Genomic DNA, 11,625 nt, shown 5'->3' on the forward strand with positions numbered 1-11,625 from the left:
AGCGGATGTCGCAGGTTCGCGCCCCCGGCGGGGCACTATAAGGATGGGACCGGCGCTGAACAGCGGTTTTCGTGGGGAACGCTGACAATTGAAGCGAGATTCGGCTACCCGAAGCCGTTTCGAACCCATTGACGCGTATTTGGGCGCGTTGTCGGGCGTGGGGCTTCTCGGGGTCCGCCGCTTGCCCGATGCGTCCCAGGAGATGTGCCGGTGACATCTCCTGGGGCATTACCCGGCGGATCGTGATCGCCAATGTTCGAGTTCTTCGGCGGTGGGTAGCCTGACGGCGTCGGCTGAAACCCACTGGCGCACGGTGACTTCCCTGTGCTTGTTCGCAACCGGCGCAGGGCATGTATTCGGTTCGTGCAGTATTCAGTGGCCGGGGCCGAGTTGGTGAGGGTCGGGGGATTTCTGAATGCTTTGCTGAGGAACATGGCCCAGCAGTTCGACAGACTGCCGGTCGACGTCTAAAGCGACTCCGCCACGCGCTGCCCTCAACTCTGGCCTGCATCGTATGGCGAGCGCGCGGCGCGGGGCACCACTGGGGGTCGCCGGGAGCTGCCCGTCCCGGTTCGTCGTGCGCAGCGCTATTTCCACCAGGCCGAGCCAACTTCCATCGCTGCTCCGGGCCCACGCGTGCGGAAGGCCCGAGCGAGGGCTGTGTGCGGACCTGGAAGCTGAGTTCCCGGTTCTGGGCGATCAGCTGCTGGTGGAAGCCCTAGATGCACTGCGACATGACGACGAGTCCGGATCGTAGGCCAATCACCGCGCGCGCCCGGATCGAAATCCGCGCTCGGTATGGCCCAGACACCGTGGTGGGCCGGTTCACCAGACACCGTGGTGGGCCGGTTCATTAGTGCGCTGCGGCGCGGATTCTGACGACTGTGAACCGAACCGAGCGCGCGCTGGCACGTCACCTGAGGTAGCGGCAATTGTCGGACGGGAAGAAGTCGGGGTTCTAGTGCTCGTATTGTGCTGAGGTCAGCGCTGTGAGTACGGTGTCCCGTCCAGACATGATGTGGTTGTGCATCGCTGCTGCGGCGGTGTCCGCGTCACCGGCGAGCAATGCTGTGAGGATCGTTCGGTGCTCGTCGGTGGACTGCCGGGGACGAGAGGGCACGCGGACACTGAGGTGCCGGAAGCGGTCTATCGGTCCTCGAATCTGTTCCATCAGAAGGTCGTTGACGGGGTTAGCTGCTGCGGCCTCGATACATGCCGGGCTCGAACGTGGTATCGAGGTGACGAGCAAAGCGTGGCTGTACTTGTTGGCGCGCTATGTCACTCCGGCCGAGATCCGCGAGGCCGGTCACGACCGGATCGTCGAGCATGTGCGTGCTGCGAAGCACCTGCGGGTCGCCGCCACCGTTGATCTGGCCGAGGTAGCCGTGGCCGCCGCAGGGGCGCAACAGATCCGGCTGCCCGGTGAGACCGTGGCCGCTGAGCTGATCCGCGTGCTGGCGACCGAGATGCTGGGAGCGCGTGAGCAGATCAAAGCGATCGGCGAACGGATCGAAACTGTCCTTGCCGAACACTCGACGCGGCCATTGTGCGCAGCCTCCCGGGAATGGGTGCGACCCTCACCGCAGAGTTTCTCGCCACCACCGGCGGTATCGACCGATACGCCAGTGGCGACAAGCTGGCCGCCGCAGCTGGACTGGCACCAGTGCTCAAGCAGTCCGGCAAGGTCCGCTACCTGCAACGCGCCACTGGTGGCGACCGAGCGCTCAAGCGCGTGTTCTATCAGTCCGCGTTCATTGCCGTCAGTCGCGATCCGGTCAGCAGGGCGTATTACCAACGGAAAGATCTCAGGGCAAGACCCACCGCCAGGCCGTGATCGCTCTGGCCCGCCGCCGCCCCAATGTCCTGCACGCGATGCTGCGAAACGGGCAACCGTACAGTGTCAGCCAAACCGCAACGGCTGCTTGAATATTCACCTTCGGCGGCTCACCCGGAGTTCCCCTACCGACCAATGCCAGCCGCTTTTATTGGCTCGCGAAAGATCAAACGACGCAACACTGTTGGGGCGTGTAGGCGATTCCGGCTACCGTGAGCAGTACGATTCTCTGGTGGCAAAGGCGTGTACCCGTTCTCGAATGACTTTGGCGATGAGTCGGATGTAGCTCGATACACCTTCGCGCTCAACGGCGTCGAGTACGAGGTGGACCTGTCGGTCGAGGACTACGACGTTCTGAACGCGGCACTGCGGCCGTTCATCGAGATGGCCCGGGTGGTCAAGCGGGCAAAGGGTTCGGGAAGCCGGGGAGAGTCCGGAGTGACGGGCCTCGAAGCCGACGAGGTGCGGGAGTGGGCACTGGCCAATGGATACGAGGTTCCCGAGGATGGACCTATCCCCGAGGAGCTGGTCGAGGCTTGGGAAGCCTCTCGATAGTCCGATGATCGCTGCGGGGGCTCCGGAAACGAACCAGTGCCGAACGTGGTGCTGTGGCAGGCGCTGGAGCGCCTTGGAGACAGTTCGGCGTCCCTGACGCCTCGTGCGGGAGGCGGTACTGCGTCCCGGCTGGCCGGGGCGGGGTGGGCCTCGGCCAGCCTGTCAGATCAGGGACGTACTCGGTCTTTCTTTTCGGGCATGTTCGCCTGGTTCAGTCGATGATGTAGCCGAGAGGGCCTTCCAGGGAGTAGTGGCTGGGGTCTTCGCATCCGGATTGGGTGGTTACCAGGTGTTTTCGGGTGCTGGTGTTGAAGCAGCGGTAGAGGGGAACGGTGCCCGCGACCTGGTCGTGGTAGACGTAGCCGAGGGGACCCTCCAGGGAGTAGTGGCTCGGGTCCTCGCACCCGGATTGCGTGGTCACGAGGTGGTCTGTGGTGTTGGGGTTGAAGCAGCGGTAGAGGGCGACGGGGCCGGAGTGGCTGGCGACGGTGAGTTTGATCGCGGTGTCGTTGGCGTCCCAGAACTCTGGGATGGTGAGATTGACCCGGTTGATGGTCTGGGTGAGCAAGACCGGCATGCCGTCCTTGACCAGTGAGGCTGCTGAGAAGACTTTGCCGTCCTGGGGCAAGGGAAGGGTGAGGGTTTGCCCGGCAGGCGGTTTGAGCACGTGGAGGTACTCGGTGCGGTCGTCGGGTGATGTGGTCGCTACGCCCCAGGGCAGGTCGGTGATGCGGGTTCCGGCCTTGGTGGGGTAGGAGGTGCTGGGCCGGGTGCCGAAGATGGATGCTTTGATCTGGTCGATCCAGGTCCCGACCTGTTGTAGTGCGGGCATGACGCCGGGTTCCCAGCCGCCGCCGGCGTAGGGGCCAGCGGCCCAGGCCATGCCGCCGCCCTCGCTGTCGGTGGCCGCTTGCAGGACGGTGTAACGGAACATGCTTTGTGGCGAGTACTTCACCGAGCCGCCGGTTTCCGATGCCCACCACGAGGTTCCGGTTCCCCGCATGGTCGCGGCCACGGGCTCGCCGTATCCGGGCCACAGGTCTCCGTTGGTCTGCGCGAACTCGGCCTGGCCGAAATACTCCTTCATGCCCATGTCCAGGCCGTACAGGTTGCCGTAGTTGTTCTGGATCAGGACCGCGTGCGGGCTGACCGCTTTGATCGTGTTGCGTAGCCGGGGGTAGTCGATGACGGTCTGGCTGTCGCCGTGGGGGCTTCCCTCGTCCAGGTACAGGCCGTCGATCCGTGTCCCGTAGCGCTGCATCAGCTCCTGGTAGATGTCGTTGATGAACGCGTTCCATCGGGGGCGGTTGAAGTCCGTTCCCGGGTTATAGGGCTGATCGGCCGGGTGAGGCTGTGTGCCCCAGCCGGTCGTCTGCTTGTCCGCGTCGGTGAACTCCATGCCGTCGCGCGGATGGGAGTAGAGGTAGACGTGGATGCCTTTGGCCTTGACCGCGGTGATCATGTCCCCGATGAGGTCGCGGTCGACGCGGTGGTTGGGCAGGCCCCAGTCCAGCATCTTCTGGCTCGGATACAGGGCCACCATCTTGGAGTGCCAGGCGGTGAAGATGACGTACTGCACCTTCGCGGCGGCCAGGTCGTTGGCGAACCCGTTCGCGTCGAAGCTGTTCGCCAGGGTGTTGGGGTCCTCGATGGCCACGCCGCTGGAGTTCACCGTGAGGCGGGGCAGGTAGTGGACGAACAGACCGTACTTGTGATCGAGAATGTTGGTCATTCCGTCGTCCGCGTAGGCCCGTTGCGTCTGGAACGGCGCCACGAGCACGGCCATCAGCAAGACCAGCGGAATGCACAGTCGCGCCAGTTTCCGTCTGCCGGATAGGTACATGAGCAGATCCTTGTCGTGCGGTTGAAGGGGTGAGCGGGAAGCAGAAACCTACGTGACCGCACGCGGCGCGAAACGGACGTGATGTGGATCTGCCGGAGCGTGTCCACGGCGCGGTACTACAAGCCTCGGATCGTCGGGGAACTGCACGGGCCCGAGAACCTCACGGACACGGCCCGAATCCGCAGACATACCAGAATCACTCTCACGTGACACAACCAGCTCCTGACGGCCGTAGCGGGATCTACACCTGTTGATCCAGAGGGATTTTGACACCACTTGACACGAAAAATGCTGGTATCAAAGGATTTCGATGCCACCGCCACAGCAGTCACACTGAGCAGAGCCGGATCGGGCCTCGGCGAGGCCGCGCTCAGCCGAAGCGACCGCGAAACACACTCCGCCGCAACGCGACAACGCACCAGCGCTCCATGGGAACCGGCGAACGAGTCGTACGCTCTGGCCAAGATCGCCGGAATCGTGCAGGTGCAGTCCTACCGGGGTAGCAGTGCGCTTCCTACATCTGTGCCACGGCGACGAACCTCTACAGGCCCGGCGACAACTACGACCTCACGGGCAAGCCCGGCTGGCTGCCTATCGACTCCGCAGAAACCGCGCGGCACGAGCACCGGGTTCACGCGTCGCGCGTTGGCCGACCTGTATACGAGACTGGTTGTCCTGCAACCGGATACACCGCCGGTCGTCAACGGTGCGCGGCATTTCTGGCGTGGTGTGGACGGCCCCGGAGTGGTCAGGCGAGGTGGCCTGGAATGGATCCGCGAGGGTGGGTCGGCTCCGCTGTCGGGGCCGGGGTCAGCTGGGGCGGGGCGCGTACATGATGATCGCGACGCCGAGCAGGCAGATGGCCGCGCCGGTGATGTCCCAGCGGTCGGGTCGGAAGCCGTCGAGGGCCATGCCCCACAGCAGGGATCCGGCGACGAATACGCCGCCGTAGGCGGCGAGGATTCGCCCGAAGTTCACGTCCGGTTGCAGGGTAGCGACGAATCCGTAGACACCCAGGGCGATGACACCAGCACCGATCCAGGCCCAGCCGCGGTGTTCGCGTATGCCTTGCCAGACCAACCAGGCGCCGCCGATCTCGGCGATGGCGGCCAGGACGAACAGCACAATGGAACGCGCGATGGTCACGACCGCAGCTTAGAACCCCGACCGGGCTCGTTGATCTCAGCGCAGCCGCAGCCCCGGGGCGACCCACCGGAGCCCGCGATGTTGCCGGAGCATCAGCGGCGCGACCGGGTACGCGACCAGACCAGCCCGCCGACACCGACGATGAACAGGACGTCGCCGAGCGGTTCCAGCCGCGTCAGGACGCACAGCACCGCTCCGTGGTGATCGACGCCCAGCAGCACCGGGTTCTCGCCGTTTCAGCACCTACAGCCGCCCTCTTCGACGGTTGAGCGGTCAGCAGCGTCGAACGGCACGGGGCAGTCGGGATCGATGCTGCAGGCCCGGCGGCATGATCGGCAGTCTCGATCAGCTCATCTACGAGGCCGCCAACGATGCCATCGCCGACGGCACCGAGAAGATCAGCAAACCCCACCTGGAAGCGGTCATCCTCGATATCGCCGCGAACAATCAATACGAACCACCCGGACGCCGGTCGCGACGATGAATCCGTCCGACCTACCTGCCCAGCGCCTGCCGTTCCGGGTTCGCCCAGTGCAGGGAGAAACCGTGATCTCCTACACGCTGCGCCTCGGCGCCGCGAACGATATGGCCTACCCCGTGGCCCTGCTGAGGGCGGTGGGAAACCCCGTCACCTATTCGCCCAGCCGCACCCTCGTGTCGACCAATGACGTCCTCGTCAACGAAGCAGCCCAGCAACGACTGGCAGCATTCACCGGAATCGACCTCGCCCACCTACGGCAGCGGCTGCCGACTCTGCGACGGTCTTTCGACGAACCCGACCCCGCAGTCCCCGCGATCCGATGCTTCGCCGAATCGGCGGCCCCTCGCAAGCACTGCGACCGCTGCATCGCTCAAATGCCTGGGCATCCTCGGATCGTGGTCCACCGCAACGACGCACACGCGATATGTCAGCACCACCGTCGATGGATCGATACCAGCCACTTTCTACCCGACCAGATCGATCCAACCCGGACACCAGCGATCATCGCCGCGCACTACCGCTACCGCCGCTTGGCCGCAGCGATCCGCGACCCGCCATGGGTTCGAGAACAGCTCTGGTGGGCCGACAGAAGCGTTGCACGCTGGTGCGTCAGGCCCGGATTCGGGCACCTCACCCAGCTCCGCGACCGTTGGCAGCGACGAACCACAGCGATCGGCCACACCGGGTGGACCACCCCGACGACGCTGATCGCGCTCCCGGAAACGATTGCGCTGCTGGAACTGTTCTGCGACCTGTCCCTGCGGCGCCACATCGCCATGGTCGAATACGAGTTCCAAATCGCGCCTTTCTATTACCGAATCAGCCAGCGTCTGGGCCAACCCCGCCGATTCGCTGAGCTGATCGGCCAGCCCGGCGACGCTGTCCACAATTGGGTCCAGGACCTTCGCGCCATCCACCGCGAGACCCGTCAACAATTCTGGAACACCCTGCGCGCAACCGGTTCCAAGCCTCAGTTGCCAGCTATCGACCAATTCCAGCAACTAGCCCCCAATCCCGCCGATCCGCCGTCGCCGAGCCCGAAGACTGCGGTCGAGCCAGGCGGCTCCGTCGCTATAGTCACTCGGTCGGACTCACCACGACAAGAGGAATGGACATGGCTCGTTCCAACGAGCTGACACCACCATCATGGCCACGGCTACGGGCAGGTGACCACGTCCGACTGGTATCACCGGCCAGCATCGCGCCAACCGGCTCCTGCGCCGATACGCACCCCAGAAGCTCGTCCTCGCCCACGAGCCGCCCTCGCAGCCATACCGCCCTGGCCAGCCCCACAGGCGACCATCCCGCTGCATTGGCGGCATCGACTGCTCACCCTCCAAACCACCAACCACCACCGAGGCATCGGCACCGACCACGACACCTACACCCGCGCAGCGAAATACCCCGACGCTCTCGCCCTCGTTCCGCGGATCCTCAACGCTCGCCGAAACCAGCAATCCCTACGGTGGTATCCATGCACCTCGGACTGGCCAATCTGATCGACCCTCGCCTCCAGCTTCTCGTTGACGAGTCACGCGCTTTCTATGAAAAGCGCGCGGCCGGACGCGGTCCGAACAGTTTGCAGGAGCTTCGCACAGTCCGAGCCGGTGTCGCCAAGCCCGCCCCAGCAAGTCCGCCAGCCGTCGAAGAGCTCGTCGTCGCCGACGGACGTAGCGTCCAACTTCGGATCCACACTCCCGTGGACGCGGCGGTGAAAGGCGTGTTCTTGGAGATCCACGGGGGCGGCTTCTACATGGGGTCGGCCGCAGGCAGCGACGTCCGCAACCGCCAGCTCGCCGACACACTCGGCGTCGTCGTCGCGAGCGTGGACTATCGCCTCGCGCCCGAACATCCATGGCCAGCCGCTCCCGACGATTGCGAAACCGCCGCGCTCTGGCTCGTCGAACACGCCCAGCACCGTTTCGGCACAACGAAGCTCGCCGTCGGTGGCTTTTCAGCCGGCGCAACGCTGGCGATGACGACACTGCTGCGCCTGCGTGACCGGGGAATCACCGCATTCAACTGTGCCGTCCTGCAATTCGGAACCTATGACCTGAGCGCACACACCCCGGCTGGACGTCTGATCGCCGACGAGTACTTCCTCGAGGCCTACGCCGGGACGGCACCGGACCGCACGAACCCGGACCTCTCTCCGATCTACGCCGAACTCTCCGACCTGCCTCCGATCCTCATGCTCGTCGGCGACGCCGACATCCTGCTCCAGGACAACCTGGCCATGGCCGCTCGACTATCAGCCTCCCGCGCAGACATCGATCTCCGCGTCTACCCTGACTCGCCCCACGGGTTCACCGGACACCCGACCCCGATAGCGCAGGCCGCACTCGACGACATCCACACGTGGCTCGACGGTCACCTCAGCCCGACACTCTGAGCCCGCAATATCGACGCCTTCGCCTCGCTCTGGGGATCCTCAGCGCTTCGAAACGAGCAAGATCCAATGGCAAACTCGGTGTCCTCGCCATGGCTGGTCGACTGCTTTGGCGACGCGATCGACAGCGAAATCTGCAAGACGCAGAGGGCGGTTCCCGACCACAAGCTCGATGGGTGCTCGAAGCCGCACCAGGTGTGCTGCCCTTATGTCTGTGGTGCGATCCTGCTGCCGGTTGCCGGGCCTCGTCGGTGGTTGCGAACTACTATCGGTGCCTTGGGATTTCGTCGCGGCCGGACGTCAGCCTGTTTTCCTCCCTTCGGGATGGCTCAGCCTGTGGCGGGCCTCGGCACAACGAGCGGTGACTGCGTCAGGCTATGCCGACGCCGGGAGCCGGAACGTGAGGCTTCGTCCACGTGGCCGGTGACAACCCATCCATGCCATGCACGGCAGCCGAACCAGGGCTCGCCGTCGGATCGGTGTACCCCGGCCGCCGCGCACCACGCGAGAGGAACCTGAGTCATGAGCAAGGGATCAAGCACCCCGATGGATCGCGAATCGGCCGACCGCATCGCTGATGCGGCTGCAGGAGACCCCGACAGTGACACCGCCACAGGCGGATTCGCCGATAGAGCGGGCGCTGCCGCCGACCGCAACGAAGACGACTGCTGATCGACAGCGTTTATTTGCACGGGGGGAGTGCCTCTCGGTCTCCGGAACCTCGACAAGACTCCGGCGCCGAGGGGCGTTCTGGCGGTCACTGCGTCTCGCCGTGGGCCGCTGGAGTCCCCGGAGCATGGACAGGGTGGTGATTCTCGGGTGTGGTGGCTCCGGCAAGACCTTTCTGGCCCACCATCTTGCACACCTGCTCGGGCTGCCGCTGACGCATTTGGACAGCATCTACTACTACGCGGACTGGAACCCTCTGCCGCAGAATGAGTTTGCCCAGCAGCAGCGCGACCTCGTCGCTCGTCCGCGCTGGCTGATCGAAGGCAATTACGCTGGCACGCGTTTAATAGCGATCGGTAGACCCCATCACGGGCGCGGACGGCTTCTAGCTCGCAAGGTTCACAATTTGGTTGGAGGAAGCACAGAGTGCGGCCCCGAGAGGTCGCGTGTCAGAATGTTCGGTATGAGTGCGGCTTACGCGGGTCTGGTCGTGTGGGATGTCGACGGCACCTTGATACCGGCTGACTTGCGCTGGCTCCGAAGGGCTGTCGCGCGCACCTATGGTCTATCGGAGGAGTTGATCGTCTTTCCGAAGGCGCGCGTGCATGGCTACACCGATCAGTCGATCGTTGTGGAGACTGCTGTCGCTTCGGGGGTTTCGTCCGACGTTGCCGAAGAAGGTGTTTCGCGGTTTCCCGAGGTTCTGGCTCGTGTCATGTCCGAAGGGGAACAGGAACTTGCTCGTGATCAGCCAGCGTATCCCGGTGCCTTCGATTCCATTGCCTCGCTGCACGAACACGGGTTCGTGCAGACGGTGTTGACCGGAAACCTGCGTGTTGCAGCCGAGGTCAAGCTTCGTGTATCCGGCCTGGACCGACATCTGGATCTGGATATCGGCGCGTTCGGTGATGACGCACGTGACCGGTTCGAGCTTCCTGCTGTGGTTGCCGAACGGTTCGCCGCTCGATACGGCACAATGCTCGATGCATGTCGGACGGTCGTCATTGGCGATGCTCCGAACGATATTGCGTGTGCGCGTCACGCAGGTTTTTATGTTATCGCCGTTGCGCACCGAATGCCCAGAAATGAGCTGGAGCAGCATTCGCCAGACGCGGCCTTGGACCGGCTGGACACAAATATGGTGGTCTCGGCCGTAACTTCCTTGACCGGTGGCATTAAGACACCTTGAGGGTTCCTATCCTCTCTCGAAGCTCCCGAACTGGTGTTTCAGTATGCCATGGCTTGAGTCGACCAAGCGCGCGCTGAGCGCGTTCGATCCCTCGCGAATTTCCCATTGCAACGAGACTTTCGTATGCGTCTCCCAACATGCGGCACCCCTCCTCTAGTTCACCACTCAATACATGGGCGCTCGCGAGGTCGACGCGCGCCGCGAGTGCGACATTTCGATTATCCGGAGCCGTGGCGCTGATGGCTTGATTCAGTGCATTTATCGCTTTTCGGGGTTCGTTGAGGAACAGCCAGCATGTTCCTTCGTAGACCATAAGTCGTGTCTGATTCCAATCGCTGAAAAGGCCGGTCTGATCGGGCTCTGTGATCTCATCTACGGCGCGACGTGCGCGCGCCAGCGCTTCCCGGCATTCCCTGGCCAGTTCCAGCACTGCGAACGCCTGGGCCTGCTCAGCCGCTATCCGAGCTTGCGCCGAGGGCGGAAGAGCATCGGCGACAGTGGCAGCTTCCCCGAGCAACTGGAGGCCATCCATGATGTCGCCATCCGATCCGATCAGTGTCGCCGCGTCCGAGCGTAGATTGCTTTCGAATATTCTTGCAATACCGCCGAGCGCCGGGTCTTTGATATCGTCTGCAAGGCGTTTGGCGAAAGCGCAACTCGCCAGCGCCATCGAACGATCTCCGATCGCACTCCAGAGACGGCTCGCCACGATTGAAGTTTCACCCAGGAGGAAACCTATTTGATTTTTGACATGCTCATCGGCCACACTCCGAAACAGTGTTGTGACCGAATTTCGGTGCGCCGAAATGAGTGTCAACAGCGCGTCGGGTGCAATGCTTTGTCTCTGACCCGCAAGCAAGCGCGTCACGGCAGTGAAACTGGCTAGAGTGCGTTCGGAAATTTGCCGTGTACGAACAACAGCGTCAACGGGGTCGGAGTTTCGAATAAGGTCGGGGTCCAATGCGCCGGTTGCCGCTACTGCTATTCCTTGAGTGAGGAGTGTGCGACGGTTTATCACAGAAAAATCCTCATCGTCTTCGGATTTGCCAGCGGGACTGGCAAGGCTGCCGCCCGCTGCACCGACGATACGCGGGTCGAGAGCCAGGGTTACGACTCGGCCGTCGACGATAACCGGCAACATGATGGTGGCGTCTGTGCCCGTGTCCTCCGGGGCGGTCGCCCTGTTGCGCTTGCGCGTGGAGCGTTGCACATCGTGTGCCTGCGCGCGCAGTGCGACCAGTACACCGTCAGCACCTAGCTCGGCATCCAGCGCGGCCACGAGTTCGCGCGACGGGAGCACGGCGTCTTGACTTTCGGCCATGCCGACGTACTGACGGGTGTAGCGAATCTTGGCAGCAAGCTGACGCTGGCTCAGCCCCGCCGCCTGCCTGCGGCGTTTGACTTCGCACGCCAACTCATCGGCGATGCCTGCCGGTTCGTGTTCCGGCTCGCTGGTTGGGTCATTCATCGGTACCCCCTGCATTGGTTCATTCTTACCCACCACGTGGGGGTGGCAAAT

13 protein-coding genes are annotated in these 11,625 nt (G+C 63.7%); 7 read left to right on the forward strand and 6 right to left on the reverse strand.

Annotation, left to right across the window (positions count from 1 at the left end):
- Positions 1 to 958: 958 nt before the first annotated feature.
- Both ON40_RS56275 and ON40_RS48600 read right to left on the reverse strand, forming a co-directional pair.
- Positions 959 to 1,171, reverse strand: coding sequence for an FCD domain-containing protein (locus ON40_RS56275; RefSeq protein WP_051194027.1), 213 nt, complete (start codon positions 1,169 to 1,171; stop codon positions 959 to 961).
- A 19-nt stretch (positions 1,172 to 1,190) separates the two neighbouring features.
- Positions 1,191 to 1,532: a hypothetical protein gene (locus ON40_RS48600; RefSeq protein ID WP_051194029.1), complete on the reverse strand. Its 342-nt coding sequence runs from the start codon at positions 1,530 to 1,532 to the stop codon at positions 1,191 to 1,193.
- Positions 1,533 to 1,546: 14 nt separating this feature from the next.
- Between ON40_RS48600 and ON40_RS48605 the strand changes: the two genes are divergently transcribed.
- The gene (locus ON40_RS48605; RefSeq protein ID WP_281033092.1) at positions 1,547 to 1,834 is read left to right on the forward strand and encodes a transposase; all 288 of its coding nucleotides are present in this window, start codon (positions 1,547 to 1,549) and stop codon (positions 1,832 to 1,834) included.
- Positions 1,835 to 2,077: 243 nt separating this feature from the next.
- Positions 2,078 to 2,389 carry a histone-like nucleoid-structuring protein Lsr2 gene (locus ON40_RS34860; RefSeq protein WP_040829531.1) on the forward strand — a complete coding sequence of 104 codons (312 nt, stop codon included), beginning with the start codon at positions 2,078 to 2,080 and terminating at the stop codon, positions 2,387 to 2,389.
- A 211-nt stretch (positions 2,390 to 2,600) separates the two neighbouring features.
- On the opposite strand, the gene ON40_RS34865 is transcribed toward ON40_RS34860, so the two are convergent.
- The 3 genes from ON40_RS34865 to ON40_RS55570 all read right to left on the reverse strand — a co-directional run bounded on the left by ON40_RS34865 (position 2,601) and on the right by ON40_RS55570 (position 5,599).
- On the reverse strand, positions 2,601 to 4,232 hold the full coding sequence (locus ON40_RS34865; protein ID WP_040829533.1) for an alpha-L-fucosidase: 1,632 nt from the start codon (positions 4,230 to 4,232) through the stop codon (positions 2,601 to 2,603).
- Positions 4,233 to 5,042: 810 nt separating this feature from the next.
- Positions 5,043 to 5,378, reverse strand: coding sequence for a YnfA family protein (locus tag ON40_RS34870; protein ID WP_040829535.1), 336 nt, complete (start codon positions 5,376 to 5,378; stop codon positions 5,043 to 5,045).
- A 92-nt stretch (positions 5,379 to 5,470) separates the two neighbouring features.
- Positions 5,471 to 5,599 (reverse strand): hypothetical protein, encoded by a 129-nt coding sequence (locus ON40_RS55570; RefSeq protein ID WP_281033093.1) that lies wholly within the window; start codon positions 5,597 to 5,599, stop codon positions 5,471 to 5,473.
- A 107-nt stretch (positions 5,600 to 5,706) separates the two neighbouring features.
- On the opposite strand from ON40_RS55570, the gene ON40_RS52500 reads away from it, so the two are divergent.
- The 5 genes from ON40_RS52500 to ON40_RS50425 all read left to right on the forward strand — a co-directional run bounded on the left by ON40_RS52500 (position 5,707) and on the right by ON40_RS50425 (position 10,106).
- Positions 5,707 to 5,862, forward strand: a complete 156-nt coding sequence (locus ON40_RS52500) for a hypothetical protein (RefSeq protein WP_245568129.1) — start codon at positions 5,707 to 5,709, stop codon at positions 5,860 to 5,862.
- Positions 5,859 to 6,995, forward strand: coding sequence for a TniQ family protein (locus ON40_RS34875; RefSeq protein WP_051194032.1), 1,137 nt, complete (start codon positions 5,859 to 5,861; stop codon positions 6,993 to 6,995). Before ON40_RS52500 ends, ON40_RS34875 begins: the two co-directional genes overlap by 4 nt.
- Positions 6,996 to 7,333: 338 nt before the next feature.
- Complete coding sequence (locus ON40_RS34880; protein ID WP_040829536.1) at positions 7,334 to 8,251, forward strand: alpha/beta hydrolase; 918 nt, start codon at positions 7,334 to 7,336, stop codon at positions 8,249 to 8,251.
- A 519-nt stretch (positions 8,252 to 8,770) separates the two neighbouring features.
- On the forward strand, positions 8,771 to 8,920 hold the full coding sequence (locus tag ON40_RS52505) for a hypothetical protein (RefSeq protein ID WP_157186596.1): 150 nt from the start codon (positions 8,771 to 8,773) through the stop codon (positions 8,918 to 8,920).
- A gap of 124 nt (positions 8,921 to 9,044) precedes the next feature.
- Positions 9,045 to 10,106 carry a haloacid dehalogenase-like hydrolase gene (locus ON40_RS50425; protein ID WP_245568130.1) on the forward strand — a complete coding sequence of 354 codons (1,062 nt, stop codon included), beginning with the start codon at positions 9,045 to 9,047 and terminating at the stop codon, positions 10,104 to 10,106.
- On the opposite strand, the gene ON40_RS48610 is transcribed toward ON40_RS50425, so the two are convergent.
- Positions 10,093 to 11,625 (reverse strand): helix-turn-helix transcriptional regulator (locus ON40_RS48610; RefSeq protein WP_218008907.1); only part of this gene is annotated, 1,533 nt, incomplete at its 5' end. The genes ON40_RS50425 and ON40_RS48610 overlap by 14 nt on opposite strands.

This window comes from Nocardia jiangxiensis NBRC 101359 (assembly GCF_000308615.1).
In the GTDB taxonomy this organism is placed as follows: Bacteria; Actinomycetota; Actinomycetes; order Mycobacteriales; family Mycobacteriaceae; genus Nocardia; species Nocardia jiangxiensis.